This window comes from Arthrobacter sp. Rue61a (assembly GCF_000294695.2).
Taxonomy (GTDB): Bacteria; Actinomycetota; Actinomycetes; order Actinomycetales; family Micrococcaceae; genus Arthrobacter; species Arthrobacter aurescens_A.
On record NC_018531.1, the window covers coordinates 2,397,510 to 2,423,798 of the forward strand.

The 26,289-nt window shown below is 63.7% G+C and carries 23 protein-coding genes; 10 read left to right on the forward strand and 13 right to left on the reverse strand.

The window, feature by feature from the left end:
- Positions 1–4: 4 nt before the first annotated feature.
- Positions 5–619, forward strand: coding sequence for a dihydrofolate reductase family protein (locus tag ARUE_RS10875; RefSeq protein WP_014921826.1), 615 nt, complete (start codon positions 5–7; stop codon positions 617–619).
- Between the two features lie 25 nt (positions 620–644).
- Here the strand turns inward: ARUE_RS10875 and ARUE_RS10880 are convergent, their stop codons facing one another.
- A complete protein-coding gene (locus ARUE_RS10880) occupies positions 645–1,064 on the reverse strand; it encodes a hypothetical protein (protein ID WP_286139604.1) in 420 nt (139 codons plus the stop codon).
- 231 nt (positions 1,065–1,295) lie between these two features.
- Here ARUE_RS10880 and ARUE_RS10885 point away from each other — a divergent pair, with 231 nt between their 5' ends.
- Both ARUE_RS10885 and ARUE_RS10890 read left to right on the forward strand, forming a co-directional pair.
- Positions 1,296–1,727 carry a pyridoxamine 5'-phosphate oxidase family protein gene (locus ARUE_RS10885; protein ID WP_014921828.1) on the forward strand — a complete coding sequence of 144 codons (432 nt, stop codon included), beginning with the start codon at positions 1,296–1,298 and terminating at the stop codon, positions 1,725–1,727.
- Between the two features lie 57 nt (positions 1,728–1,784).
- A complete protein-coding gene (locus ARUE_RS10890) occupies positions 1,785–2,141 on the forward strand; it encodes a TraR/DksA family transcriptional regulator (RefSeq protein ID WP_014921829.1) in 357 nt (118 codons plus the stop codon).
- Positions 2,142–2,158: 17 nt separating this feature from the next.
- Here ARUE_RS10890 and ARUE_RS10895 read toward each other — a convergent pair whose 3' ends face one another.
- On the reverse strand, positions 2,159–2,419 hold the full coding sequence (locus ARUE_RS10895; protein WP_011774712.1) for a hypothetical protein: 261 nt from the start codon (positions 2,417–2,419) through the stop codon (positions 2,159–2,161).
- An 82-nt stretch (positions 2,420–2,501) separates the two neighbouring features.
- Here ARUE_RS10895 and ARUE_RS10900 point away from each other — a divergent pair, with 82 nt between their 5' ends.
- Positions 2,502–3,095, forward strand: coding sequence for a carboxymuconolactone decarboxylase family protein (locus ARUE_RS10900; RefSeq protein WP_011774713.1), 594 nt, complete (start codon positions 2,502–2,504; stop codon positions 3,093–3,095).
- Here ARUE_RS10900 and ARUE_RS10905 read toward each other — a convergent pair.
- The 8 genes from ARUE_RS10905 to ARUE_RS10940 all read right to left on the reverse strand — a co-directional run bounded on the left by ARUE_RS10905 (position 3,092) and on the right by ARUE_RS10940 (position 14,413).
- Entirely contained in the window at positions 3,092–3,643 is a 552-nt protein-coding gene (locus tag ARUE_RS10905; protein ID WP_014921830.1) for a dihydrofolate reductase family protein, read from the reverse strand. The two genes, ARUE_RS10900 and ARUE_RS10905, sit on opposite strands and share 4 nt — an antisense overlap.
- Positions 3,640–4,947 carry an MFS transporter gene (locus ARUE_RS10910; RefSeq protein ID WP_014921831.1) on the reverse strand — a complete coding sequence of 436 codons (1,308 nt, stop codon included), beginning with the start codon at positions 4,945–4,947 and terminating at the stop codon, positions 3,640–3,642. Before ARUE_RS10910 ends, ARUE_RS10905 begins: the two co-directional genes overlap by 4 nt.
- 71 nt (positions 4,948–5,018) lie before the next feature.
- The gene (locus ARUE_RS10915; protein ID WP_286139605.1) at positions 5,019–6,227 is read right to left on the reverse strand and encodes a VWA domain-containing protein; all 1,209 of its coding nucleotides are present in this window, start codon (positions 6,225–6,227) and stop codon (positions 5,019–5,021) included.
- The gene (locus ARUE_RS10920; protein WP_014921833.1) at positions 6,224–8,527 is read right to left on the reverse strand and encodes a DUF5682 family protein; all 2,304 of its coding nucleotides are present in this window, start codon (positions 8,525–8,527) and stop codon (positions 6,224–6,226) included. Before ARUE_RS10920 ends, ARUE_RS10915 begins: the two co-directional genes overlap by 4 nt.
- A gap of 3 nt (positions 8,528–8,530) precedes the next feature.
- Positions 8,531–9,637, reverse strand: a complete 1,107-nt coding sequence (locus tag ARUE_RS10925) for an ATP-binding protein (RefSeq protein WP_011774718.1) — start codon at positions 9,635–9,637, stop codon at positions 8,531–8,533.
- Positions 9,634–11,076, reverse strand: a complete 1,443-nt coding sequence (locus ARUE_RS10930) for a DUF5691 domain-containing protein (RefSeq protein WP_014921834.1) — start codon at positions 11,074–11,076, stop codon at positions 9,634–9,636. Before ARUE_RS10930 ends, ARUE_RS10925 begins: the two co-directional genes overlap by 4 nt.
- The gene (locus ARUE_RS10935; protein WP_014921835.1) at positions 11,073–12,371 is read right to left on the reverse strand and encodes an SWIM zinc finger family protein; all 1,299 of its coding nucleotides are present in this window, start codon (positions 12,369–12,371) and stop codon (positions 11,073–11,075) included. The genes ARUE_RS10930 and ARUE_RS10935 overlap by 4 nt, the downstream gene beginning before the upstream one ends.
- Before the next feature lie 107 nt (positions 12,372–12,478).
- On the reverse strand, positions 12,479–14,413 hold the full coding sequence (locus ARUE_RS10940) for an FAD-binding monooxygenase (RefSeq protein WP_014921836.1): 1,935 nt from the start codon (positions 14,411–14,413) through the stop codon (positions 12,479–12,481).
- Positions 14,414–14,581: 168 nt separating this feature from the next.
- Here ARUE_RS10940 and ARUE_RS10945 point away from each other — a divergent pair, with 168 nt between their 5' ends.
- From ARUE_RS10945 to ARUE_RS10960, 4 genes are all read left to right on the forward strand, one after another.
- Complete coding sequence (locus tag ARUE_RS10945) at positions 14,582–15,532, forward strand: 5'-3' exonuclease (RefSeq protein ID WP_011774722.1); 951 nt, start codon at positions 14,582–14,584, stop codon at positions 15,530–15,532.
- A gap of 154 nt (positions 15,533–15,686) precedes the next feature.
- On the forward strand, positions 15,687–16,244 hold the full coding sequence (locus tag ARUE_RS10950) for a Clp protease N-terminal domain-containing protein (RefSeq protein ID WP_014921837.1): 558 nt from the start codon (positions 15,687–15,689) through the stop codon (positions 16,242–16,244).
- A gap of 175 nt (positions 16,245–16,419) precedes the next feature.
- Entirely contained in the window at positions 16,420–16,839 is a 420-nt protein-coding gene (locus ARUE_RS10955) for a YciI family protein (protein ID WP_014921839.1), read from the forward strand.
- 36 nt (positions 16,840–16,875) lie between these two features.
- Positions 16,876–18,135 carry an RNA polymerase sigma factor gene (locus ARUE_RS10960; RefSeq protein WP_014921840.1) on the forward strand — a complete coding sequence of 420 codons (1,260 nt, stop codon included), beginning with the start codon at positions 16,876–16,878 and terminating at the stop codon, positions 18,133–18,135.
- Positions 18,136–18,464: 329 nt separating this feature from the next.
- Here the strand turns inward: ARUE_RS10960 and ARUE_RS10965 are convergent, their stop codons facing one another.
- From ARUE_RS10965 to ARUE_RS10975, 3 genes are all read right to left on the reverse strand, one after another.
- Positions 18,465–20,531: an HNH endonuclease signature motif containing protein gene (locus tag ARUE_RS10965; RefSeq protein ID WP_014921841.1), complete on the reverse strand. Its 2,067-nt coding sequence runs from the start codon at positions 20,529–20,531 to the stop codon at positions 18,465–18,467.
- Between the two features lie 347 nt (positions 20,532–20,878).
- The gene (locus ARUE_RS23765) at positions 20,879–21,391 is read right to left on the reverse strand and encodes a hypothetical protein (protein WP_051024976.1); all 513 of its coding nucleotides are present in this window, start codon (positions 21,389–21,391) and stop codon (positions 20,879–20,881) included.
- Between the two features lie 89 nt (positions 21,392–21,480).
- Positions 21,481–22,398 carry a helix-turn-helix transcriptional regulator gene (locus ARUE_RS10975; protein WP_011774728.1) on the reverse strand — a complete coding sequence of 306 codons (918 nt, stop codon included), beginning with the start codon at positions 22,396–22,398 and terminating at the stop codon, positions 21,481–21,483.
- Between the two features lie 130 nt (positions 22,399–22,528).
- On the opposite strand from ARUE_RS10975, the gene ARUE_RS10980 reads away from it, so the two are divergent.
- Entirely contained in the window at positions 22,529–23,572 is a 1,044-nt protein-coding gene (locus tag ARUE_RS10980; RefSeq protein ID WP_014921842.1) for an NAD(P)-dependent alcohol dehydrogenase, read from the forward strand.
- Complete coding sequence (hrpB, locus tag ARUE_RS10985) at positions 23,508–26,279, forward strand: ATP-dependent helicase HrpB (protein WP_014921843.1); 2,772 nt, start codon at positions 23,508–23,510, stop codon at positions 26,277–26,279. The genes ARUE_RS10980 and hrpB overlap by 65 nt, the downstream gene beginning before the upstream one ends.
- The last annotated feature ends 10 nt before the right edge of the window (positions 26,280–26,289 follow it).

Below are 26,289 nucleotides of genomic sequence, written 5' to 3' on the forward strand. Positions count from 1 at the left end.
TGCTATGAGTGAGACGACCGCAACCCTGATGGTGGACCTGATCATTTCCCTGGACGGCTACGCTTCCGCCGAAGGGTGGCCCGGCTGGTGGGGTTTGGAAGGTCCGGAATACTTGGCCTGGCTCGACGAAGAGGGAAAGAAGGACTTCACCACCCTCATGGGGGCCACCACGTATCGAGTGATGTCCAGCATGTCGGAGGAAGCGTCTGGGGACAGTTCAGGGTTCTCCGAGGAAGAGGGCGCCAGCTTGACCGGGCTGGCTGCCATGCCCAAAATCATCTTCTCCTCCACGCTGAAGGAGCCCCTGGTGTGGCCCAACTCGGAGCTTATTTCCGGTGACGCTGTGGAGGCCGTGCGGGAACTGAAGCGGACCCGATCAGGAACGTTCAGCACGCTGGGCAGCTTGAGCCTTTGCCGCTCCCTGCTGGCAGCCGGACTGGTGGACAGGTACCGTTTGGTCGTCTTTCCCGTGATAACCGGGAAGACAGGGCGTGAGCGCATTTACGACGGATACCCGGATGTCGCTCTGGACATGGTGGACAGCCGGACGTTTGACGGCCGGCTCCAGCTGCTTGAGTACGTTCCCCGCGTCATCGACGCCCCGCTGACCAGAGGATGACTTCCGCTGCTCCGGTAGTATCCGGTTAAGCGCGCTGCTTGGCGAAGAGGGGCTCCAAGCACTCTGCGTAGTGGGTCATCATTTCCGAGAATGTCAGCAGACGGCGTCCCGTCAAGTTGGCCGTGCCGGCGTCCTGCGGCTCCGGTGTCGTCACCACGCAAAGAAGAGGTTCTGTACTGCTCCCGCCCGAGGTGAGGACTGCGATTCCCCATGGATCCACGGGCTCGGTGACTGAGATGCCCGCATGGTCGAAGGTGTCGCGGAGCACGTACCGGGTAACCGTCCGCCACGACTGGAGAAACGGCGGCTGCAACTGCTCTATGAGGTCATCGTCAGTGGCGTCATAGGCCTCTGTGAGGGCGGCCGACAGTCCGTCCCACTCGTTGGCGTCCCGAACCATGAGGTGTGCGGTCCTCAGGCGATCAATGGTTTCAATCAACGTCATGGCAGTCCCCAAACTTCCCGTTGCTACGCCTGCCCCGAACCGGGCAAGCCTGACCGCCGTCGGCATGTCACATCAAGAGAACGGTTGGAGCGGCAGCATGATTCCCGGAGCAGTTTGCACCTTTGCTTCCGGCTGCTCCCGCACTCCTTGGGCGCCTAGTAAATCAGTAGTCTTACTAATAGGCTGGTCGCTTGGGGAAAGTCCCCGAGCTGAAGGGAAACGAGGCGAGGCATGACCGAAGAGCAGGGAATCAGCAAGGTTGTTGACATCATCAACGACTCCAGGATCGGAATGTTGACCACTATCAACGAATCGGGGGCCCTGGTCAGCCGGCCACTGGCCGTTCAGGAAGTCAAGGACGACGGCGACATGTGGTTCTTTACGGGACTGGGCACCTCGCAGGTTGCCCATGTGCGTCAAGAGCCGCGGGTCAATGTTTCATTCGGTAAAAACACCGAATGGGTTTCCATAGCCGGGACTGCCGAGGTTGTCACGGACCGGGAGAAGATCCGCGAAATGTGGAACCAGGTGGTGGAGGCATGGTTCCCCGACGGCCCGGACACCCCTGAAGTGTGTCTCCTGCGCGTTGACTCGGAATCCGCCGAGTACTGGACCAGCCCCGGCGGAACAGCCGCGACGGTACTCCAATGGGTTAAGTCGTAGGTCACGCATTCCCGGTTCAGCGTGGGCGAAAGCGGCACTGTAGAACTATGACCTGCCGTGGTTGATGTGGAGCGGTTTCGGCTTCTCCTTGAGGAGGAACGTGACCGCAAACTCTCCCTGCTGAAGTCGCTGCGAAGCGACATCAGTTCGGTAAGCCTTGCCCGGCAGGACTCCAATGTGGACGACGAGCACGACCCTGAGGGCAGCACCATAGCGTTCGAGCTCTCTCAGGCTTCCGCACTGCTGGAGCAGAGCCGGGTTGGCCTGGATCAGATCAACGCAGCCCTGGAGCGGATTGCCGCCGGGAACTATGGTCGATGCGAAATCTGTGCAGTAGCTATTCCGGAGGGACGGCTTGAGGCTCGGCCCTGGACGCCATTTTGCGTGGAGCACGCCTCGGGCAAGCCAAGATAGCCTGCGGAGAAGCTGAGCTAGGTGGACATTCCCGGCGAGACCGGCACGAAGTCAATGCCCTGCTGGACCTTCTTTTGGGGCCCCCGGTTGAACCCCTTGGCGTCCAGGTGATTGCCCGCCCTGTAGGCTGCGAGCGCTTCGTCGTAGATCTCGTTGAGCCGCCACCCGGTGAATACTTCCTGGCTTCCATCGGAAAAGACGACGGCCACGGAAACGCTGGCGGGAAAATGCCTGTTCATCCGGATAAAGCCTTGGGGGTCCTGCTGCAGGGAGATCACGTGCCAACCGCGCTTTCAGTAGTGGGTGCTCCCAGTCTTCCGTACTTGGGCTGCATTTACATCCAGGTGACGCAGGGCCACAATGGCCCCCATGTCCATTCTAAAAGTGCCGTCCGAATCCGGGGCCACCGGGCTGACGGCCGAAATCTATGAAGCCGATATCCGTTCCATGGGTTACGTTCCCAGCCACACCAAAGCCATGAGCCTGAACCCCGAGGCGCACCAGATCTGGGAGTCACTCACGCAAGCCATCAGTTCGTCTTTGGGCCTCCGGCGCTATGAGCTGGTGACCCTCGCCGCAGCCCAGGCGATTGGGTCGTCGCACTGCAGGTTGGCTCACGGCAAGAAGACCCTGACCATCATCGACGAGGAGCAACTGCGCGCCATCGCCCATGATTATCGCGAAGCCGGGCTGCCTCCCGAGGAAGTAGCCATGATGGACTATGCCGTGAAACTCAGCACTGATGCCGCCGCAATGAACGACGACGATACGCAGCGGCTTCGCGACGCAGGCTTCAGCGACCGCGAGATCGCGGATATCACCCTGGCGGCTGCGGCGCGGAACTACTTCAGCCGTGCGCTCCTTGCCCTGGCTGTGGAGTTGGATGTCCCTCCAGGGGTCAGTCCTGAACTGCAGGAGGCGCTGCTGGCGCCGCTGCCCGCCTCAGGTGACTAGCCGCCATCGGGAGCTTTTCCTTTGTTCTTCAACCGGTAATTGAGCAGCACGATTCCGGAGGGATAGTGCCGGCACTCCAGGAGTTCCAGTGTGGTCCACTGGCTGACCCGGCCGAAGAAGGGGACGCCGCCGCCCAGAACCACCGGGATGATGGACAAACCGAGTTCGTCAATCAAGCCCAGCTCGACGAACTCCGTGACCAACTCGCCTCCTCCGAAGAGACAAATGTCCTTGTCCTGGGGGATGGATTCCTTGATCCGGGTGACGAGCTCGCGCAGGTCTCCGGAGAACAGTTCCGTCCTGCCCTTGGTAGCTAGCGTTTGATCGTGCGTGACAACATACGTTGGGACCTTGGATCCTCCTCCAATCTTCGACACCTCGCGGAAAGTGTTGGCTCCGATGATGTAGGCGCCGGTCCTCCGCTCGGTCGATTCAAAACCGTAGTCTTCGTTTTTTCCCATGGAGTTGTTCAACCACGAGAGGTCGCCGCTTTCGGAGGCGATAAAGCCGTCCAGGCTTGCGGCCATTCCGCCGAACACGATGCTCATTGCCGGGGCTCCTGGTCGGCTTCGGTCTCGGACGTCGAGGCCCGGTCCGCCGTCGCGCCGTGCTTCCGGCTGGCCAGCAGGAAAGGCAATGCGATGAGCTCGATGACACCGGCCATGGCCAATGATGCCGGGTAGCCGTAGAGGTCGGCTCCCCGGCCCAGGGCGGGCTGGATGACGACGCCGCCGCTGGAACCCATCAGTGAATCGAAGCTCAGGACGGTGGCCCGTTGCTTGGACGGGATCATGTCGTTTACATAGGCCTGCCGGACGGGCGTGGCCGCAGAACCTACAACGGCCCACAGCGCGAGCAACACCAGCGCCACCCAGAAGATCCGAGTCAAGCCCAGGACCAGCAGAATCAGGCCGCCAACCAAGGCGCCGAGGATGAGCACGGACGTGCGTCTGTGGAACAACCTCCGGGCGTGGGGGGCGAGCCAGCCGCCCAGGATCTGCGATCCCGCCACGATCGCAGCGGCCAAGCCCGCTATTGAATAGGCCTCCGGGTCGCCGAACAGGTCCAAAAGGTACGGCTGCAGTGCGTAGAAGACGTAAATACCGACGCCGGCACTGAACGGCGCTGCCAACATCACGTACCGGACGGGCGGGTTCTTCAAACCGTTCTGGATCGACGCGGACAGCACCGCGCGGGTGGCGCGGAGGGGGTGGGTGGAACGCTCAGGCGTGAAGCCGACGTCGTGCATGAGTCCAAAGGCCACCGCGAACATGGCGAGCAGTACCAGCACGCGGAGGAGGAACGGCACGCCAAGGTTGGTGGCCTGGGCAATCACCCCGCCGGCCACTGAGCCCACCAGCATCGCTACGCCCTGAACCATTTGGCCGCGCCCCAGCACGGATTCCAGCCCTCCTTCGTAGCCGGAGAAGCGAAGGGCATCAACCAGCCATGCCTCAACGGCGCCGGAGAAGAACGTGAAGCCGAGGCCCAGGAGGACGGATACGACCGCCCACATCCAGAAGGGGGCGGAGATCTGCCACATCACGTAGTACAGGTAAGTGGATACGGCCAGTGTCACCGTGCCCAGCAGGAACGAGACACGCCGCCCCCACCCATCAGCAACCACCCCTGTGGGGATCTCGAAAAGAACCATTCCGGCTGTGAAGAAGGCGTTGGCGGCGAAAGCCTCCAGGTTGCTCAGGCCGGCATCCAGCAGGAACAGGGTGTTGATTCCCCAGATGAAAGACGCCGCGACGGTATTACCCAGCGTCAAGGTGAGGTAGACGCGCTGGATCTTGCGGGCGGCGTCATTCAGGGTGTCGCCGCCCCCGCCGTTGCGAGGAGGGACCACCAGCTAATTCTCGCCCTGTTGGTCTTCCGCCGCCAGATCCCCAAGGCCGCCAAGTCCCCAGGGATCTGCCGCTACGTTTCGTGACTTGTGGGGATGTCCTGGGAAGCTGCCCATTCGCTGACATCCCGGCGTTCAATGGCGGCAGCCATCATGTCCGGAAAGAGATCCGGCGTGCACGCGAATGCAGGCACACCGATGCCGGCCAGCGCTGCGGCATGGCTGGAATCGAAGGATGGATGGCCGCTGTCGCTCAAGGCCAGCAACGCAATCATGGTGGTGCCGCCGCCCACAATTGAGGCGGCACGACGCAGCATTTCCTCGGCTATGCCGCCTTCATAGAGGTCGCTGATCAGTACGAGGATGGTTTCGGTGGGTTTGGTGATTTGGTCCTGGCAGTAGGCCAGTGCTCGGTTGATATCGGTACCGCCGCCCAACTGCACGCCGAACAGCACGTCCACGGGATCATCCAGATCGTCGGTCAGATCCACAACTTCGGTATCAAAGACCACCAACTTGGTGCTCACGGACCGCAGTGAACTGAGGACTGCGCCGAAGACACTGGAGTACACCACGGATTCAGCCATGGACCCCGACTGGTCGATGCACAGGATGATCTCCCGCTGAATCTCGGAGCTGCGTCTGGCATGGCCATGGAGCCTCTCGGGCACTACCGTCCTGTACTCGGGTTGGTAATGCTTGAGGTTGGCGGCAATGGTCCTGTTCCAGTCGATATCCCGGTGCCGTGGCCGGCGGGTCCGAGCGGATCGGTTGAGTGCGCCGGAGACTGCTTGGATGGTCCTGGCACGTAGACGTTCTTCAAGTTCCTTGGTGACCTGCCGGATGACGGACCTTGCTGTCTCCCGGGAAGCCTCGGGGATCACCCGGCCCAGGCCCACGAGGGTACTCACCAATCCAATATCCGGTTGGACAGTGCGGAGCATCTCCGGTTCCAGGAGCAGCTGCCTCAGGCCTAGCCGGTCCATGGCATCGGCCTGCATCACTTGGACCACTGACGATGGGAAATATCCGCGAATATCACCGAGCCATCGGGCCACGCGCGGGCTGGACGAACCGAGCCCTCCACGTTGCTTGGACCCGTCACCGTAGAGCTCCTCCAGCGCCTGATCACGGCGAACGTCGTCGTCGGACAGCTGAACCGGCATGTCCTCCGCCGTCGTGATGCCATCAGCGTCGTGCCCGCCGAGGACCAGACGCCACCGGCTCAACCGGTCACGGTTGTCTCCGTTGGAAACATTGGCATCGGCAGAAACATCGCTCATGAAATTGCCTCCCATCCAAGGATCTTTGCCATCGCTCGTAGTGCCGGGCCGGCTGCGGCCAGGTCCGCGCTGGTGGACTCTGCGGTAAGGGCGGTGGACCCGACGCGGCTCAACTGCTCGCCAATTTCGCGCCGCTCGGGCCTGCTGAAGGCCGAGAATGTCCTGCGGACCAGGGGCAGAACGTCCTCGAACACGTCATCGTCCACGCCATCCACCCAGTCATCGACAATCTGCAGGAGCCGCCGATCGTGGATCAGCAGCGTCGCATCGCCGGACAGCAGCCCATCCAACCAGGCGGCGGCTTCCGGAGCGGGGGTGGCGATGGTCAGGCGTCGGCTAAGCCGTGCGGCGATGTCGTCTCCATCCACCAAGCCCGCATCCAGGAGGAGCCGTGTGGCCCTGCCGGCCACCGCGCCGTGGATCTGATCGGAATGGGCCACGGCGCCCAAAGCAGTGTGCCAATCGTCCATGGGCAGTTCCGGAAGCAAGGTAAGGCCGTCTTGAGCTGAGTCGATGGCGCGCCGCATAGCTCCCGCGGCGTCGTCATCGAGCCCGGCGCAAGCAGTAGGCAAAGCCACGCAGGACCGCACCACCGTGGTTTCCAGGATCTTCCGGACATCGCTCACGTCCACCCCGCGGACATTTCCGTATCTGCAGGTGCGGGCAAGAGGGGCGATGGTTTCCAAGAGAGGCGCGGCGTCCTGCTGCAGGGCGGTGCGTTCAGCCAGGGCAGATACGACTCCGGCAATACCGTCGGGCAGTTCGGCCAACAGACAGCTTTCCAACAGTTTGCTCAAAACAGGCAGGCTTTCGGCTGCCTGCGCCTGCTCGGAGACGAAGGCGCCGGCGGCGGAGGCAACGGTGGTGCCGTAGCGGCTTGCTTCTACCACTGAAACAGCCAGCTCAGGCTTCCATTCAAGGATCCAAGCCTCCTTGAACGTGCCGGTAGTCCGACCGGTGTCCGTTGGCTGACCCCAATCCACACCCAGCAGGGCCAGACGATGGAGGAGCACCGAACGCGCCAGCTGGTTCGGCTTGCGCAGGTCCAGGACCATGACCTCCTGCATCGCGCCGGGCTTCATGCGCAAGCTACGCTGGGTGGCGGCGAGGTCGGCGGCCAAGGGCAGGGTGGGTACGGTATCCGGTACTTTTCCGAGCTCGTGTCCGACGGTGAGCTCCCTGTGTACCAAAGCCAGTGGCAGGGGAGAACCATCGCAGAGAACAGTCTGCGCTGCATCGTCCAGTTCAGGTAGGCCAGGGCTGGGCCGTCCGCGAACGGCAGCCAAGGCAGCAGCCATCCTGCTGGCCTCCACCACGGAGGCCGTGGAAGCATCCAGGTTCTCTTTCCGCAGGGCGTGGGCTACCCGAACCAACCATGTAGTGGCAACGTCCCTCGTGGGGTCCTGGGCCATCCAATGTGCGAACAGGTGTTGATACCAGCCGGGCGCGGTGACGCCTGCACCGTATCCGCTGCCCAGGCTGAGCCGGCTCGAGGTCCAAGGGACCCAGGTGACGGCCACCTTGGTTTTGGGCAAGCCTGCGAGCACTTTGTTGTCGGCAGAAAGTGAAGGGAAACCGGCGGGCACCAGCGCCGGTGCGTGGTACGCGCCGCACACCACTGCGATGCGTTCATGCCCTTCGCGTATGGCGGCGCGCAAAAGGCGTCGCATGGCAGCTTCCCTGCGGTTGTTCTCCACCACGTCAGGATGGTCAGCGGGACGTTGGTCCAAGGCCCTGATTTCGGAGATCGCATCGATGAGGGCTTCGAACCGTTCAACAGGGTCTGCCTTCCGGTGCTCTACCGCGTCCTCCCACCAGCGTTCAGCATCGCTGTAACCGGCAGCTTCGGCCAGCATCCCGATGGCGTCTGGCCGGTAGGCCTGCTGCGGGACGGCGGGAGGTTCCAAGCCGTCGTCGGGAGTAGAAGCGGCAGGCTCTTCCTCCTCAGTAGCCGACAGGGCACGTTCCTCCGCGGCCCGCAGCGCAAACGTGTGCGCCGCGGGTAAATCGATGGCTCGCACCAACTTGCCCGTGGACAGGGCCCAACGAATCGCCACCCACTCGGGCGAGAAGCTGGCCATCGGGTAGAAGGAAGCTAAACGGGGCTCGCCCACCGCGTAGATCAGGCCGGCGACGGGCGGAACCATGTCCGGATCCGTGACCAGCGGGATGACTTGGTCCAGTTCCGGCGGCCCTTCCACCATCACCAGATCGGGCCGAAGGGTGGCCAAGGCCTCAGCGACGGAATGGGCAGAACCCGGACCGTGGTGCCGGATCCCCAGAATATGGACGTCTGTCATGTTTCAGTTGGACGATTCGAGGTCGCGGCAGGCCCGGTACAGGTCTTTCCATTCAGGCCGGTTCCGGACGACTGTCTCCAAGTATTCCTGCCAAATCACGCGGTCCTGCACCGGATCCTTGATCACTGCGCCCACCAAGCTGGCGGCCACGTCCTCCGCCCGTACGGTGCCATCGCCAAAGTGCGCTGCCAGGGAGAGCCCGTTGGTCATCACGGAGATGGCTTCTGCCGTGGATAGCGTGGCGGATGGCGATTTGATGGTGGTGCGTTGGTCCTGGGTCACGCCTGAACGCAGTTCGCGCATGACGGTAACCACTCGGCGGATCTCGGACAGTGCAGCCAAATCGGCTGGCAGCTCCAAGGACTCTCCCAGGCTGCGAACGCGTGTGGTCACGATTTCCACCTCTTGGTCGATGCTGTCAGGGAGCGGCAGGACCACGGTGTTGAAGCGGCGGCGAAGGGCGGACGAGAGGTCGTTGACGCCTTTGTCGCGGTTGTTCGCTGTGGCGATGACGTTGAAGCCCTTCCGCGCCTGAACTTCCTCATTGAGCTCAGGGATGGGCAGGGTCTTCTCGCTGAGGATGGTGATGAGGGAGTCCTGCACATCGGAGGGTATTCGAGTGAGCTCCTCTACCCGCACCAGGCTTCCTGTTTCCATGGCCCGCATGACAGGACCCGGAACCATGGCGGCGCGGGAGGGGCCATCGGCCAGCAAGCGGGCATAATTCCATCCATACCGCAGAGCCTCTTCGGGCGTGCCGGCAGTACCCTGCACCACCAACGTGGACGAGCCTGAGATGGCTGCCGCCAGATGCTCACCAAGCCACGTTTTGGCGGTTCCCGGGACACCCAGCAACAGCAGGGCGCGGTCTGTGGCCAGTGATGCCACGGCGATTTCCACCAGGCGTTCAGATCCGAGATACTTCGGGGTGATCCGCGCGCCATTGGCCAGGGTTCCTCCCAGGATGTACGTGGTGACAGCCCAGGGAGACAGCCGCCAGCTGGGGGGACGGGGGCGGTCGTCAACTGCAGCCAAAGCGCTGAGTTCATCGGCGTACGCATTCTCGGCGTGGGCGCGAAGGACCTCTGTTGCGTTCTGGGCATCGGTCATCGGAAAGCCTCCGTCAGGGATTGTCTGAATGATTGGTATTGGACTGCGTCGCGCAACACTCGGCGCCGGGCGACGTCGTCGTCTGTTCGTTCCAGAAGCTGCCGGCAACGTTGGTTGGCCTCAGGTGGAAGCGCGGTAGGCAAAACTGCGGCCAGGGATGCTGCCAACTGGCCCCCGTCCTTGCCGGAGATCACTGTGAGCACAGCTTCAGCCAAGGGCACGGACCACGGCTGCGGCAGGTCTTGCAGAAGCGGAGCCAGCGTCAAGGGGTCGTCGCCGCTTTCCCGGACATGCCGCTCCAGCCAATGTTCCCGTTCTTCGGCAGGCAGGCAGACCAGCAGTCTTCTGTCCGTCCTGACGGTGAGCAGCGCGCGCGCCCACTCGGTATCTTTGCGGGCGGCAGCGGTGGCGATCAATACGTCCAGGATGCGCGGTTCGCCCTGCACCAATGCAGCGGTGGCCGCCCGGTTCCGGCCCGAAACCGACGTCCATACATCCAGCGGGGCTCCACTGATGATGGCGTCCAACCGCGCCAGTCGGTCTGGTTCGCCCCTGCGCGGGTCGGCCGGAACCCCGTCGCGTAGTGCCGCCCCGTCAGGGTCCGGAGGGAGATCGATGTCCAGCCGTTTGTTCAAGAGCCCTTTGACGTGCAGCAGGGGTACCAGCCGGGCGGCCATGCGGGCCGCCCGGGCACTCCCCGGAAGCTGGTCCAGGAGCCGGAGTGCCACGTCGCGAACACTCTTGGCTTTGTCGTCCAAGGCCTGCTCCAGCAGTGCTTCGTCGTCATCATGCACGTTGCCGGCGAACAATGCCAGGTTGCCGGCGCGTTCCCTTGCGCTGAGAGACGTCCAGTGCGCCAGGAGTTGCTCGCGCGCAGCTGCCGGATCAAGGCCTCTTAGCCGCTCAAGCTCTACCGCGGCGTCGGCGCTCCCAAGTTCAGACCACTCTGCCGCAGCCTCCTGTGAAGATGGGCTCTTGAATTCCTTCAGCCAGCGGCCGCGGGTTCCAATGGCAGGTTCAAGGCGCCTGAAAACGGCGGATTTGGTCTCGGCCACAAGGAGCAACGCGGGCAGCAGGCGGTGGGGGACCCGCCGTCGTGTTTCTTCCGCGAACCGTAGCCAGTCCACTACCAGCTGGGTTCTCAGTTCGAGCCCCACGGGTGGCTGGGTCAGCAAGAGTTCCAGGAGCCGGGCGGCCTCGCCACTGGCTTGGGGCTCCGTGTCAGCCGGGGCCGGCGAAACAAGCCCGCTGCTTGGGGCTGCGGCTGCTGTCCGGGATGCACGGGTTGCGACGTCGGCCATGGCGGCTTGATCAAGCAGGGATTCCTCGCGGGGAAGGCCTTCAGGCGCACGAAATCCCAGTTCGTCGGGCGGCTTGGGTGCGTCGTGTCGTCCTGTCCCCACCAGCGCTGCTGTTCGGAGTTCAGCCAACCACATCATGGAGTTACCACCATTCCGTCGACGACGACGGTCAGCGGGCGAAAACGGCCGTCATCCAGTTCGCCGAAAATGTCCACAGCATGGCCACCGGTCAGTGCCAGCAGGGAGTCAAGGGGAGCATCCACCAGAGGAAGGGCGTGGCCTTTTGGATCATGCAACCACCCCCTCTCCTCGGGGTTGACGGTGACGCCGCCCAACAGCACGGGGTGCCGGGTCCGCCATGGTGAGCGCGCAACTGCAGCTGACTCCTGTTCGAGCGCTTGCATGATGCTGTTGCCGTTCCCGAGGCTTTTGACAACCCCCTGCGGGACGATGGCGCTGGTGAACATGGCACGCTGCGGTGCTGAGCCGGGGTAGCGGGCAACCGTGGCTTCAAGCTGTGCGCCCGCAAGTTGCGGCGCCGCCAGCCCCTGGCCTTGCGCGGCGAAGTCAAGGACCACCACCATGGTTCCGTCGGGGGCGCGAAGCCAGGTCCGTTGTTGCTGGAGGCGTCCGTCGTCGCTCCGATGGGCTCCAAGTACCAGCCACGGGCCCGCCAAGGACTCGGTATCCTGTACGTCGGCAGACGCCGTGGCCCATCCGAGGGCAGCCTTGACGTCAGCGAATTCTTCCGGCGAGAGTGTGTCCCGTGCTTTCCATGCTTTGGCCAGCGCCCACCAGCGGCCGGCGTGAAGGAGGAGATGGTCTGCCCAGTCCGTCCTGCCGTGGATTTGGGAAGCCATGTCCCGCACTTGGTCGGCCAAACCAGGAAGCTGCGAGTCCACCAAACGGGCAGCCACACCGTCCCACCACGAATAAGGCTGCTTGCGTGCAGCGGCAAGTCCTGTCCGGACAAGGTCCGTCAGCCAGCGCGAGAAGTCGTCTATCCCGGCGTCCATGAGGGCCAGCCTGGCGGCGAGACGTTTTGCCTGGGCTTCCGGATCTGCGGGTTGTTCGGCTTGTCGACGTTCTTTGGCCGAGGCACGATCAGCCCTTTGACCGGCCCATTCCTTTGCGAAATCGGCGGCGTCGGCACCGGCCTCGGCCGCCTCACCCCGGGACCAAAGAAGCAGCAAGGCCAGAGCATGCTTGCAGGGGAACTTCCGGCTGGGACACGAGCACCGGTAGGCGGGTGCGACGATGTCCACGCTCACTTGGTACGGCGTTTTTCCGCTGCCTTGGCACTTTCCCCAAACAAGGACATCGTTGCTGCCCGATTCAGACCACGGGCCGGGGTGTGCAAGTTTCCGTGCTGCTGCGAGCGAGGAAGAGTCCGGAGCGGCCTTCATCACTGTATCTTCGCTCCACCGCCCCATGAATCACATTCTGCCTGACCGCTCCGACACTATAGAACAACGTCACGGTGTGGCGCCGGAACAGCCGGGGAGTTGACGGTCGGCTCCCCGGCTGATTCCGGTTCTGTTCAGGCTTGGTTGCTGACCAAGCCCGGCTCTGCGGCGCCCGCTTCAGTACGTCCCGCAGACAACAGCGGCGCGAAGAATCCGCCAAGTTCCGCCGTGGCCGTCAGGGGCAGCACGTTGGCGACATACTGGTCAGGGCGGACGACAACAACGACGCCGTCGCGGCTGAGGCCTCGTGTATCGAAGATGTCAGCGTTCGGGTCGGCGCCGAAGACCTTCTCGAGGTACGTGAGCTTGAATGGTCCGACCGTCGGCTTGAAAGCTGCAGGTACTGCGTTGATATCGATGGTGGTGTGGTCTTGCTGGTAGATCACCTTCACATCGAACCAGGCGTCGCGGTCAGCGCTCGACGGCGTCGCGGCCAGCGGCGATTCCGGCGAGTTCGCGATCCACTCGGCGAAGTCCGCCACCGGACCAGCGGCGCCAGCCTGGGCGGCGTCAGCGAAAACGTAAATGCGCCAGCGCCCATCAGCTTTGGCGTGGTGACCCAGGTGCATGGGATTGGTGTCGCAGACGCGGACAACCGACGCGGACTTGAAGCGTTTACCCACCGGGAAGCCGGTGGCGAGTTCCTGGTGCTGTGCTTCGGCTACAAGCATCGATGGGGCGTATTGGGTCATGAAGCCGGCCGGGAATTCGGCGGTGCTGGTGTAAAAGGTCTCCAGTTCCGCGGGATCTTCGAACTCTTCGGGTTTCTTGGCCATCAACGTCGACCACTGCTTGTCGAAGTCGATGAGGTTCTTCGCCACTACCTGGCGTTCGGCCGAGTAGGTGTCCAGCAGGCTTTCCGGGCTGCGGCCTTCGAGGACGTGGCCGAGTTTCCAGCCGATGTTGAAGCCGTCTTGCATGGAGACGTTCATGCCTTGGCCGGCCTTGGCGGAGTGGGTGTGGCAGGCGTCGCCGGTGATGAACACCCGTGGGGTGCGCGTTCCGCGCTCCTCCGGCAGAACGTCGTCGAACCTGTCCGTGAGCCGGTGGCCTACCTCGTAGACGCTGTGCCAAGCAACGTTGCGGACGTCCAATGTGTACGGGTGGAGGATGTCGTTGGCCTTTTGGATGATCTGCTCAATGGTCGTCTTGCGCACAGCGCCTTTGTCATTGGGATTAACTTCGCCCAGGTCCACGTACATGCGGAACAGGTGGCCGCCCTCGCGGGGGATCAGCAGGATGCTGCCGCCCTCGCCGGACTGGATGGCGCACTTGGTGCGGATGTCAGGGAAGTCGGTGACGGCGAGGACGTCCATGACGCCCCACGCATGGTTGGCTTGGTCGCCGGCAAGGTGGCAGCCAATGGATTCGCGAACCTTGCTGCGGGCGCCGTCTGCTCCCACGACGTACTTGGCCCGGATGATCCGCTCGTGGCCTTCGTTGGGCCCGGACGTGTGGGCAAGCGTTACGGCCACAGGATATTCGCCCTCGCCGGTGACCTGGAGACCGTGGAACTCATAGCCGTAGTCCGGCGTCATGCGTGTGGGGGAGTTGGCCATGAACTCCGCGAAGTAGTCCAGGACGCGGGCCTGGTTGACGATCAGGTGCGGGAATTCGCTGATACCGGCCGGATCATCCACGGCGCGGGCGGCGCGGACGATGCGGGAGTGGTCAGCCGGGTCCGGCTTCCAGAAGGCCATCTCCGTGATGCGGTAGGCCTCGGCGGTGATGCGCTCCGCAAACCCGAAGGCTTGAAAGGTCTCCACGCTGCGTGCTTGGATGCCGTCTGCCTGGCCGATGGCCAAACGACCGGGACGTCGCTCAATAATGCGGGTGGTGACATCCGGAAACTGGGAAAGCTGTGCCGCGGTCAGCATCCCAGCAGGACCCGTGCCCACGATAAGGACGTCAACTTCGTCGGGAAGCTCGGCTGGGCGGTTGATTCCGACGCCGGCCGCAGGCTCGACTCGCGGGTCACCGGATACGTAACCGTGGTGGTGGAACTGCACGGGCTTTCCTCACTTCTTTGTGGGCAATGATCTAGGTTTGTTCGATAATAGAACAGCGTGTTCTATTATCGCTCCAATAATCGTAATGCGGCTCACACCCGCGTTCAAGTACCTCACGCGTCTTATGACAGAACCTGGTGTTCGCCTCCTTCGGATTGGCCTACGGGCATGTCAGGATCAGGTATGCCGCGACTGATGCTCCTGGACACTGCCTCCCTGTACTTCCGTGCCTTCTACGGTGTGCCCGATTCCATCCGCCGACCCGACGGAACACCCGTGAACGCAGTGCGGGGACTCATGGACATGATCGCCCGCCTCACCACCGACTACGAAGCCACGCACCTCGTCGCCTGCTGGGACAACGACTGGCGCCCTCAATGGCGCGTGGATCTGATCCCCAGCTACAAGTCCCACCGCGTCGCTGAAATCGTTCCAAACGGCCCGGACGTTGAGGTTGTCCCGGACCCCCTTGAAGCGCAGATACCCATGATCCGCCGTGTACTGGACCTTGCCGGGATCGCCGTGGTGGGCGTTGACGACCATGAGGCCGACGATGTCGTGGGGACCTATGCGAGCCAAGCGCACATCCCGACCGACGTGGTCACCGGCGACCGCGACCTTTTCCAGCTCGTCGACGATGACCGTGAGGTCCGTATCATCTACACCGCCCGGGGCATGAAAAACCTGGAAGTTGTCACGGACGTCGTAGTGGTGGGCAAATACCGTGTCCTGCCCCAGCAATATGCCGACTTCGCAACACTCCGGGGCGATGCCTCCGACGGGCTCCCCGGCGTTGCCGGCATAGGAGAAAAGACGGCAGCATCATTGCTTGGCGAGCACGGATCATTGGAAGGACTGCTTGAAGCGGCAGAAGACCCCGACGGCGGTCTGTCGGCTTCCATACGGGCGAAGCTGTCCGCGGCTGCTGACTACCTCAAGGTGGCACCCGCCGTCGTGAACGTTGTGCGCGACTTGAAGGTGCCGACGCTTGAACAAGCGGGTGCTGAACTGCGCCCGGTCACCGGCGACGCGCGCACCGAACTTGAGCAGCTGGCCTCTGACTGGAACCTGGGTGGATCAGTCAAGCGGCTGCTGGACGCGCTGGACCGGGTCCGCTAACGACACGTCCCACAGACTCGGCTTTACTTTCACAGCCTAATGACAGGTTCGAAACAGCCTGGGCTGTGGTGGGCCTCTCATGGTGTTAAGAGGACGGCACCATTGACCGTCCCTCAGACACCAGCCGTACGGACGGCTCATTGAGGAGAGGTACATGTCGAGAACCAAGAGAATCACCTTGACCGTCGCAGCAGGAGCGCTCGCATTGGGCGCCGGATTGGGCGCGACCAGCATCGCCACTGCTGCCACCACACCGTCGCCTAGCGCCACGTCATCCGCGGACGCCACCACGCCGTCAGATCGCGGCGGTAGGCCCGGCGGCCACGGACACGGCCGGGACGGCGGCCAGATCGCCGCGGAACTGGCCACCAAGCTGGGAGTGGACGAAGCCAAGGTCACCGAAGCCTTAAAGGCGTTCCGCGAGGCAAACAAACCCGCCACACCGCCCGCACAAGGAACGGAAGGAACCAAGCCGGACCGCACAGCACAGGATGCAGCCCTGGCGAAGTCTCTCGCCGAAGCCCTCGGTGTAGACGAAGCCAAGGTCACCACGGCACTGGAAGAAATCCGTGCCGCCGCCCAGGAAGAGCGTTCCGCTGCGCTGAAGACCAAGCTCGACAAAGCGGTAACGGACGGCAAGCTCACACAAGCCGAAGCTGACGCCGTGACCAAAGCTGTTGAAGCGGGGGTCATCGGAGGAGGCGGACGCTAACTGAACCAACTACGACGATGATCGGTTGATCAAGGATCCCCTGGAGCATTCCGGGGGATCCTTTCCGTCGCATCAAAAACTCTTCCAAGGTGTTGTCGATTTTTACTCGCACTGTTCGACCTATGGATGAGAAAGTCGAAAAGGCGGCTTTCCACGACACAGGAGATTGAGTGAAATGGCGAAATACATGTTGATCATGCGGGCAGACGACGCTTCCTACGCCAAATTCGAGAACATCGACTTCAACGAGATCCTCGAAGCCATGGGCAAATTCAACGACGAACTTATCCGTGCCGGAGTCCTCTTGGCCGCTGAAGGCCTTGACGATGCGAAAGATGGCGTCGTGGTGGACTTCACCGGTGAAACCCCGGTTGTCACCGACGGCCCCTACGGAGAGACAAAAGAACTGTTCGGCGGCTACTACATCCTGGACGTCGCATCCCAGCAGGAAGCCGTCGAATGGGCCAAGCGTGCGCCCATGACAGCCGGTACCAAGACCGAAATCCGCCGCGTCACCAGCATCGATGAGTTCCCGCAAGACAACGAATGGATCCAAAAGGAGCGCGCATGGCGCGAGCAGACCGGCCAGCTCTGATTCCCACCACGGAAACTCCGGACAACACCCACCCGCGTGAGCAGCAATGAGGCAAGGGCCGCCGTCGAAGCTGTGTGGCGGAGCGAATCCGCCCGCATCGTCGGCGCCCTTGCCCGCTACACCGGCGACTTCACATTGGCAGAGGACCTTGCGCAGGAAGCGCTCGCAAAAGCCCTCGTGTCCTGGTCGGTCAGCGGCATCCCCGCAGAGCCGGCAGGTTGGCTCCTGACGGCGGGCCGGCGTCGGGCGATCGATTCGTTCCGGCGACGTGCCGTGCGGGACGAAAAGTACGCCTTGCTGGCCCGCGGCCTGTCCGAGGAGGAACCGGGCGTGGACACTCTGTTCAACCCCGATTCGATCAACGATGACGTGCTCGCGCTGATGTTCATCTCCTGCCATCCGGTGTTGTCCAAGGAAGCGCGGATTGCCTTGGCGCTGCGGGTAGTGGGCGGCATGGGCACGGAGGAGATCGCCAAGGCGTTCCTGATGCCCGTTCCAACTATCCAAGCCCGCATCACACGGGCAAAGAAGACACTTGCTGCGGCCCACATCCCGTTCGCCGTGCCGGAGCCATCTGAAATTCCCGAGCGGCTGGGCTCGGTGCTGCAGGTTGTCTATCTGATTTTCACGGAAGGTTCCTTCGCTTCCGGAGGGGATTCGTGGATGCGGACAGAACTAGCCAGTGACGCACGCCGCCTCGCCCGTGTGTTGGTACGGCTGGCCCCCGAGCCCGAAGTGTTTGGCCTTTTGGCCCTGATGGAACTGACGGCCGCTCGCTTTCCTGCCAGGCTCGACGCCGCCGGACGGCCTGTCCTTCTTGAAGACCAGGACCGACGGCGATCGGATCAGTCCGCCATACGCCGGGGCAGGGCGGCACTTTCGACGGCGGTCTCTGCGGGCCGGGGGCTGGGCGCCTACGGGCTGCAGGCGTCCATCGCGGAATGCCATGCAGTGGCCCGGACTGCGGCAGAGACTGACTGGCAACGGATCGTCATTCTGTACGAGGCCCTCGGGCGGCTGTCTCCATCGCCCGTTATTGAACTCAATCGCGCCGTTGCCGTGGCCATGGCTTCAGGTCCCGCTGCCGGTCTGGACCTCGTGGACGCACTCAAGGGCAGGGGTGAGCTTGAAGGCTCCCACCTCCTGCCGACAGTTCGAGGTGAACTCCTCACCAGACTGGGTCGCCACACGGAGGCAAGGAATGCCCTGCTGGAAGCCCTGAACCTGTGCGGGAACGCCGCCGAACGGAGTGCACTGGAACGGAAGATCGCTGACCTTGCAGACCGGCTGAGCTGAAAGACAAACTGAACTGAAGGTCACGAAGAATGTGGCAAGGCGAGTGTCTGACAGAGTCGCCCACGTTAGGGCTGGGCCCGAGGACGGCCCAGATCCCAGTGCGGCCGTGACCAATGGCACGGTGGCCGGTAGCGAGGTGGCACGTAGGGCCCTGACCAAGGCGGCCGTGACGGGTTCCGCACTAACCCAGCCGTGGCTGCACTCCAGGACGGCGCTGCAAGTGGCGCTGTGACCTATAACGGGCGCGCTCCTGCAATGGCCGCACCTTTTTGGGGCCGCGCCTGAGACAGCGGTGACTCAACAGGTTTTCGGTCGCGAATGGCCAGGCCTCACTTCACCGCGTACCCACCACCACCACTCCTGGGCTGACTTGTTGATGTTTTGAGGGGTGTGTGGTGGTGGTTGCGTCGGGGTTTTTGGTGGGGGTCGATGGGGGGTGGGGGTATGAACCAGGGGATGCCTGTTGTCATGTCGATGCGCCATTGCTCCTTGTGGATGAGGTGGTGGTGGTGGCTGCAGAGCAGGGTGCCGTTGTTTGTGCCTGTGGTGCCGCCGTGGGACCAGTAGGTGGTGTGGTGGGCTTCGCACCAGGGTGCGGGCATGGTGCAGTCGGGGAAGGCGCAGCCTTGGTCGCGGGCGGTGATGGCTTTGCGGATGTGGGGTGGGAAGATCCGGGTGGTGCGGCCGATGTCCAGGACGCGGGAGTCGCTGCCGAGCAGGACGGGGACGATGTCGGCGTCGCAGGCGATTTTGCGGATGGTGTTCGGGTGGATCGGGCCCAGGAATGTGGTGGTCCCGGTGCTGAGCCGGTTCCCGGAGCCGGGCTGGGTGGGGCTGAGTTGGAGTTGGTTGAAGAGGTCGCGGCGGTCGATGGTGACGGTGACCTGGGGTCGGAGGCCGCCGTTCGACGGGAGTTTCCCGGTGCTCATCGCGACGCTGCACGCACCGACGAGGCCGTCGAGAAGTTTCTGGGCCCTCGAGCGCCGGTCCAAGTCGGGGCCGGCTAATCCAGGTCCTGTTCCATGCGCCGCTCGGCCGTCGGCGCCTGATCCGTCGGGGTCTGTTCCGTCTGTGGCTGCTCCGGCCGGGGCTCCCGTGCCAGGTTCGTCGTCCGGGCCGCCCTCGGCTGTGGTGGTGAGTCGGGGGTTGGTGGCGGCGTTCATGGCGGTGGTGAGGGTTTCGTATTGTTCTGCGGTGGCGAAGATTTCGAGGTGGTGGAGTCCGTGGCGGCGTCGGCGGCGGAGGAACGCGCCTTGGAGTTGCCGGAGTGCTTCTTCAGTGGGTTCGGGACCGTCCTGATCGATGAGGTCGGTCCAGCGTCGGGCCATCTTGGCCACGAAGTCGGGATCGGATTCGATGGCGGTGGTGGTGAGGGCGTGTTCCATGTCGGTGATGGTCCCGGGTTCTGCGAGGTGCCGGACTTTGTCCAGGGCGGTACTGATGATCGTCGCGGACCGGGAGGGCACCAAAGCCGATCCGATGGCGTCGGCGAGGATTTCACGCCGGGCGGGGACGTCCTGCCCGGTTATGCCGGCCTGGGGGAGGACCTCGGCGGCGAGGGCAAGCCTGCGCCGGGCCTCGCCGATGCCGATCCGCAACCGTGCCCGAAGGAACTCCGCCGCGTTCCGGTACCCGTCATCCAAGACACTGGCCCTGGCGGCGGAAGACCTACGTGCTGATTCGGTCCCCGCCACGAAACCATCTCCACCGGCGGAAGGTGTGGAACGTGCTTCACCAAAGGTCGCCCCAGCTGTGGCGGCGGTTCCCGTCCTACTCTGAGAAGTCGCGCTCTGGGAAGCTGCCGCAGTCTCGGGTCCTGGCACCGGCTCAGTCCACCCCGTCCGCCACTCCGGCGCTGCCGCCGACACCCCCGGCCGGGCTTGCTGAGCTTCCTTCCGGGTCCGTTCCACCGCCCGCGCAGCAACCAGCTGCAAGTACTCCACCGACCGGGAGATCTCCTCGACCCTGCCAGCAAAATCCGCGGCCTCAACAAACCCGAACAACCGCACCTCATCGGCCGCCACTGATCGCAACGCGTCCGCTGCGGCAGCACCTTCAAGGAGCGCCGCTTCCATAGCGTGCAAACCAGACAACGAGGACTCCGCGGGCAACTGTTCTGGCGGGGGTTCCTCGGGCCACGCGCGCGCCTCTTCGGGCACGGACTCTCCGGGCGTGGGCACCGACTCGAATCCAACAAGCGGCCCTGCGCAACGGGCTCTATCGGCAACGGTGGCTGCCGTCTCAGAGCCAGCGTACGCAATGTCCTTGTGCGCGGAGCCCTCGTACTCTGCCAGCCGGGCAGGCACAGCTAAAGAACGACGGGCGCGCTGGCGAAGCAACTCATAGGCGCGCGGCGACCCTGCCCGCCTTGCCACGACCTGCCCGATGATTCCCATACAAAAACCATGTCATGGGGGTCTGACATTTTTTGGTTGCCGGTGCTCAGCCCGCTGCGAGACGGCAAGAAGAGTCCAGATCGGTGGAGAAGTACTGGCGTTTGATGCCTAGAGTGTCGGAAGCAAATACGCCGGTTCAGGCCGATGGACGCCCTGATGCCTGTATCCCAGGGCTTCGGCGCTTCCGAGTAGGTCGGCCAGGTACCAGACAATGGCCAGCCACATTTCGGTTCCCTGCAGGGTTGGAAGGTGCTGGTTCCCACTCTCTGGTGCTGCGCTGAAGGCCATTCCCTCGCCGGAATGCCACCGACCCAGTGCGTGCTTCAGTTGAGTCCGTGCCCACGCGTTCATTTGCAGCGTCGGTGCTTCGTCTGCTTGGACGCGAGCCACAGGGGATGGACGACGTCCAGGACATTGCAGGCGTTCTGCCGGTAAGGGGCGAAATAGCGTGGGTCCGCGGAGTGCTCCAGAACTGTGTCAACGAGCCGCTCAACGTAGGGCACTGGCAATCCGAACTGGGCGAACGTGCCACGCGTCAAGCGGTAATAGCCGTTGACCATCTTGAGCCTGTTGTCATCCGTGGGTTTTCCCCAGATTCCTGCCGCGGGATTGACGTGGGTCAGCAACCAGCCGAACAGCGCGTCAAGGGAACCGGGGGAGTTCGGGTGCGCCCGGGCCAGGTTCCAGTACGCCGCGGTTCCCCAAGCATCCACCCACGCGCCGGACCCCCACGCTTCCTTCCGCCAGGGGAGGGCATCCAGTGAAGCTGTCAGCGCTGCCGGATCCGTGTCAGCGACGGCGTGAATCGGATGTAAGAACCGGGCACCGACCAGGTCCAGCGCGTACCCCACGGAGAGCACGTGGTAAGTCGAGGGGCCGGTACCGAAGGCAAGGTCGGCAAGCCCTATTCGCGTCCCTCAACCACGGTCAATAAGTGGTCAGCAAACGATCAACCTCGATCACTCCTGGATGACGTGTTGGATATGTCCCTGTAAGCTCCGGAATCCTCGGGAATGGTGAGGGCGGTCGCAGCCCAACTTGCGAGCAGTTGCAGGGCGTCCGCCGTGCCGGTGCCGGGCTCAGCGTTGTAAACCGTCAAGGTCAAACCGGCATCGGCGGACAGCTCGAGGGCTTCGTACAACAAATGCAGGTCGCCCACTATCCGGTGGCGGAAATGTTTCTTTCCGGTGTAGTGCTGGCGGACATTGTGCGACGCCCAACGGACCCGGAATTCCTCGCTGCGGGTGGACAGCTCACCCACCAGGTCACTTAGCCCCCGGTCGTAGGGATCCCTGCCGGCTTCGGTCCTCATGATGGCCACGGTGTCGTTGGCGGCGCGTTCCCAGTCCGTGTAGAAATCGTGGCTGCGAGGGTCGAGGAACAGGAATCGCGCATGGTTGGGTGGTCCGGCGGGACTGTCGTATATGTCGGCATATAAAGCCCGGCCCAGGGCGTTGGTTGCCAGTAGGTCCAAGCGACCGTTGCGAATGAAAGCGGGGGAGCCGCTAATCGCATCCAAAGTGAGTTGAACGCCAGGCCGGATGGCCTGCTTCCGGACTGGTCGACGCCGGGACTTGCCGCCGTCGCTTGCCGCCCGGGCGAGGTCGTAAAGATGGGCGCGTTCAGCGTCGTCAAGCTGCAGTGCACCGGCCAAGGACTCCAGCACGCTTTCAGAGACGCCGGAGAGGTTTCCGCGCTCCAAGCGGGTGTAATACTCCACACTCACTCCGGCGAGCATGGCCACCTCGCCGCGACGAAGTCCCGGGACACGCCGGTTTCCGCCGTAGGCCGCCAGTCCGGCCTGCTCGGGGGTAATTTTCGCCCGCCGAGTGGCAAGAAAGTCGCGTGTCTCAGTCCGATTGTCCATGCTTCCTACAGTATGACTTTTGAGCAGCTCAGGGAGTCCCTGTCATTACCCCTAACAACAGTGACTCCTTGCGTCCAGGGAAACAGGGTTAGATGGAGACATCCACCAACGTTCACCACGCAGGAGAAACATGCCTACCGCTAATGCTTACGCTGCCCCCTCGGCTACGGGCGACCTGACCCTGACCACCATCGAACGTCGTGAGGTCGGCCCCAACGACGTCCACATCGATATCAAGTTCGCCGGCATTTGCCACTCTGATATCCATACTGTCCGCGGTGATTGGGGCCCGCAGCAGTACCCGTTGGCCCCTGGCCACGAAATTGCAGGCATCGTCACCGAGGTTGGCTCGGACGTCACCAAACACAAGGTGGGCGACCGCGTGGGCGTCGGCTGCATGGTCAACTCCTGCAAGGAGTGCAAGAACTGCCTGGCCGGAGAAGAGCAGTATTGCCTCAAGGGAAACGTAGGGACCTATGGCTCCGTTGACCGCGACGACACCATCACCCAGGGTGGCTACTCCAGCCACGTGGTGGTGAACGAAGACTTCGTCGTCACCATCCCGGAAGGCCTGGACCTCGACGTCGCAGCGCCGCTGCTGTGCGCCGGCATCACCACCTACTCGCCGCTGCATCACTGGGGCGCCGGCCCCGGCAAGAAGGTTGCCGTCGTCGGTCTCGGCGGTCTCGGCCATATGGCCGTCAAGATCGCGCACGCCATGGGCGCTGAGGTCACAGTCCTTTCGCAGTCACTTAAGAAGATGGAAGACGGGCTCAAGCTGGGTGCGGACCACTACTACGCCACCAGCGATCCCACCACGTTCGAGCAGCTCGGCGGCACCTTCGACCTCATCGTCAACACGGTCAGTGCTTCCATCGACATCAGCGCGTACCTTCAGTTGCTGACACTCGATGGCACGTTGGTCAACGTTGGCGCACCGGCCGAACCACTGCCGGTTAACGTGTTCTCACTGATCACGGGTCGTCGCCGGTTCGCTGGTTCGGCCATTGGCGGCATCCGCGAAACGCAGGAAATGCTGAACTTCTGCGCAGAGCACGGCCTGGGCGCCGAGATCGAGGTCATCCCGGCCAGCAAGATCAACGACGCCTATGAGCGCGTCCTTGCCTCGGACGTCCGCTACCGCTTTGTCATCGACGTCTCCACTATCGGCTAGAGACGCAGCACCACCGAAACGGCCACGCTTCCTTCGAGGGGGTGTGGCCTTTTCCCTGTCACCCAACAGGGACAATGGTCTGGTGACTTTCAGACTGGACACCATAGGTACGGGGCTGGTGTTTGCTGATTCCCTCTCGAACCTGACCGCCGCCCTGGCAACTCAGGGCGGCGGCGGCGCGGCAGTGGTACAGGCGCCGCCCGGGACAGGTAAGACCACCCTCGTGCCTCCGCTGCTCGCCAACCTAGTGTCCGAACAGAGTCCAGGCCGGCCGCGCGTCGTCGTCACGCAGCCCCGCCGTGTAGCGGCCCGCTCAGCCGCGCGCCGCCTCGCGTCGCTGGACGGCAGTCAGCTGGGCCGCCGGGTTGGCTACACCGTCCGTGGGGAAAGCAAAGTCAGCCAGGACACGGTGGTTGAGTTCGTCACGCCAGGTATTCTCCTGCGGCGTCTCCTTGCCGACCCCGGTCTTGAGGACGTCAGCGCTGTGGTCCTGGATGAGGTCCACGAACGTGGACTCGAAACGGATCTCCTGGTGGGCATGCTTGCGGAGGTCCGGGAACTTCGCGGCGACATTACCGTGGTGGCGATGTCGGCAACCCTCGACGCCGCGCGTTTTGCCACACTGCTGGGGACAGGGCTCGACGGCGGCGACCCGGCTCCCGTCGTCGACTGCCCTTCCGCGCTGTATCCGCTGAAGGTCCAGTGGGTTCCTGCCCGCGAGCACCGCTTGGACGCTCGAGGCGTTTCCCGGCTTTTCCTCGACCACGTGGCCCACACGGCGGCGACAACCCACGCAGCAGCCTTGGCCCCGGACGCCGACGTAGACGCCTTGGTTTTCCTTCCGGGAGCCCGTGAAGTGTCCGACGTCGCCACTCGTCTTCGTGGTCTGGTGTCGGGGAACGTGGAGGTGCTGGAGTTGCACGGCCAGATCGGTCCGGAAGCCCAGGACCGCGCGGTATCCGGCCGTGAACCTGGCGGCCTGCCGCGCATCATCGTGTCTACTTCCTTGGCTGAATCGTCGCTCACGGTTCCCGGCGTGTGTGTGGTCATCGACTCGGGGCTTTCAAGGGAACCGCGCCGGGACGCCGGCCGCGGCATGTCCGGACTCGTGACCGTTTCCTGCTCCAGGGCCTCGGCTGATCAGCGTGCCGGCCGTGCAGCACGGCAGGGTCCGGGTACGGTGGTCCGCTGCTACGACCAGCAGGCCTATGCTGCAGCTCCGGCACATCAGACACCCGAAATCTCCGTTGCAGACCTCACCAGCGCTGCTTTGGTCCTTGCATGTTGGGGTGCGCCGGGCGGCGTAGACCTGAAACTTCCCGATGCACCGCCGGCTGCGGCCATGAACGATGCCGTGGAGGTCCTCCGGGAGCTGGGTGCCGTGACAGCGGAAGGAACAGTCACCGCCGTGGGCAAGACCTTGGCCCGGATCCCCGCCGACCCCCGGCTTGCCCGCGCCTTGCTGGACGGATCGGCGGTGGCGGGTCGACGCGCAGCGGCTGAAACAGTGGCCCTCGTTGCCGGCGGGCAGAGGGCACCGGGGGCGGACCTCAACAAGCTGCTGTCGGCCCTGCGCTCAGGTTCGGACCCGGGCGCGCGTCGTTTCGCGGAAGACGTCCAGCGGATGGAGACGTTGGTACGGAAGGAAGCTGCCGCCGTCGTGCGTCCCAAGGCGGCCGCCGATGTCACGGCAGGGGAAGCGACGGGCCTTGTGGTGGCGCTGGCTTTCCCGGACCGCGTGGCAAGGCGTGTTCCCGGCGACGGCTCCACCACGTACTTGTTATCGTCCGGAACGCGCGCCGGACTTCCCTCCGGTAGTTCACTGTCCGGGCATGACTGGCTTGCAGTTGCCGAGGTGTCCCGCGCGCAGGGGCGCGATGCCGCAGGAACGGGCGCCGTCATCCGTTCGGCCGCGCCGTTGTCGGCCGAATTGGCGGAAGCGGCCGCACCGGACCTCCTCACGGAGAAGGTGGAGGCGAAGTTCGATCAAGGCCGCGTGATGGCCAGGCTGGAGCGGCGCTTGGGTGCCATCGTGTTGTCCTCCACGCCTGTCCGCCCCACCGCCGAATCCGGCCGTCGTGCCGTGTCCGAGGCGCTGGAGAAGTCGGGATTGTCCCTGATCGGCTGGTCACCCGCAGCCGATGCCCTGCGGAGGCGTCTTGCCTTGCTGCACCGTGAACTCGGAAGCCCGTGGCCCGACGTCCGCGAAGCAGCCCTTCTGTCCAGGCTGGAGGATTGGCTGGGCCCGGAGCTCGAGGCGATGGCCACCGGCGCCGCCGTGAGTTCCATCAACCTTGTTGATCCTTTGAGGCGCCTGCTTCCGTGGCCGGACGCCGCGCGGCTCGAAGACCTCGTGCCGGAGCGTCTGGAGGTGCCGAGTGGCTCGCGTGTGCGCATCGACTATCCCGAGGTTTCGGATCGCAGCAGCGGGGATCACGACGACGGCCGTCCGGTGGTGGCGGTCAAGCTTCAGGAATGCTTCGGTTGGGACAGCACGCCGCGGCTCCTAGCTGGCAGGGTCCCTGTTCTGTTTCATTTGTTGTCCCCGGCAGGAAGGCCGTTGGCTGTCACGGACGATCTCGCGTCGTTCTGGTCCGGTCCCTACTCCCAGGTTCGGGCCGAGATGCGTGGGCGCTACCCCAGGCATCCCTGGCCCGAAGACCCGTGGACAGCGCAGGCTACGGCCAAGACCAAAAACCGCATGTAGCCGCGCTCTT

Excerpts from the sequence above, each read along its gene's own strand:
- hrpB (WP_014921843.1), top strand. The coding sequence starts at position 23,508 with ATGAGCGCGTCCTTGCCTCGGACGTCCGCTACCGCTTTGTCATCGACG.
- ARUE_RS10975 (WP_011774728.1), bottom strand. The coding sequence starts at position 22,398 with ATGGACAATCGGACTGAGACACGCGACTTTCTTGCCACTCGGCGGGCG.
- ARUE_RS10955 (WP_014921839.1), top strand. The coding sequence starts at position 16,420 with ATGGCGAAATACATGTTGATCATGCGGGCAGACGACGCTTCCTACGCC.
- ARUE_RS10915 (WP_286139605.1), bottom strand. The coding sequence starts at position 6,227 with ATGAGCGATGTTTCTGCCGATGCCAATGTTTCCAACGGAGACAACCGT.
- ARUE_RS10965 (WP_014921841.1), bottom strand. The coding sequence starts at position 20,531 with ATGGGAATCATCGGGCAGGTCGTGGCAAGGCGGGCAGGGTCGCCGCGC.
- ARUE_RS10885 (WP_014921828.1), top strand. The coding sequence starts at position 1,296 with ATGACCGAAGAGCAGGGAATCAGCAAGGTTGTTGACATCATCAACGAC.
- ARUE_RS10930 (WP_014921834.1), bottom strand. The coding sequence starts at position 11,076 with ATGATGTGGTTGGCTGAACTCCGAACAGCAGCGCTGGTGGGGACAGGA.
- ARUE_RS10905 (WP_014921830.1), bottom strand. The coding sequence starts at position 3,643 with ATGAGCATCGTGTTCGGCGGAATGGCCGCAAGCCTGGACGGCTTTATC.
- ARUE_RS10880 (WP_286139604.1), bottom strand. The coding sequence starts at position 1,064 with ATGACGTTGATTGAAACCATTGATCGCCTGAGGACCGCACACCTCATG.
- ARUE_RS10875 (WP_014921826.1), top strand. The coding sequence starts at position 5 with ATGAGTGAGACGACCGCAACCCTGATGGTGGACCTGATCATTTCCCTG.
- ARUE_RS10935 (WP_014921835.1), bottom strand. The coding sequence starts at position 12,371 with ATGGGGCGGTGGAGCGAAGATACAGTGATGAAGGCCGCTCCGGACTCT.
- ARUE_RS10920 (WP_014921833.1), bottom strand. The coding sequence starts at position 8,527 with ATGACAGACGTCCATATTCTGGGGATCCGGCACCACGGTCCGGGTTCT.
- ARUE_RS10900 (WP_011774713.1), top strand. The coding sequence starts at position 2,502 with ATGGCCCCCATGTCCATTCTAAAAGTGCCGTCCGAATCCGGGGCCACC.
- ARUE_RS10925 (WP_011774718.1), bottom strand. The coding sequence starts at position 9,637 with ATGACCGATGCCCAGAACGCAACAGAGGTCCTTCGCGCCCACGCCGAG.
- ARUE_RS10950 (WP_014921837.1), top strand. The coding sequence starts at position 15,687 with ATGTCGAGAACCAAGAGAATCACCTTGACCGTCGCAGCAGGAGCGCTC.
- ARUE_RS10945 (WP_011774722.1), top strand. The coding sequence starts at position 14,582 with ATGTCAGGATCAGGTATGCCGCGACTGATGCTCCTGGACACTGCCTCC.
- ARUE_RS10980 (WP_014921842.1), top strand. The coding sequence starts at position 22,529 with ATGCCTACCGCTAATGCTTACGCTGCCCCCTCGGCTACGGGCGACCTG.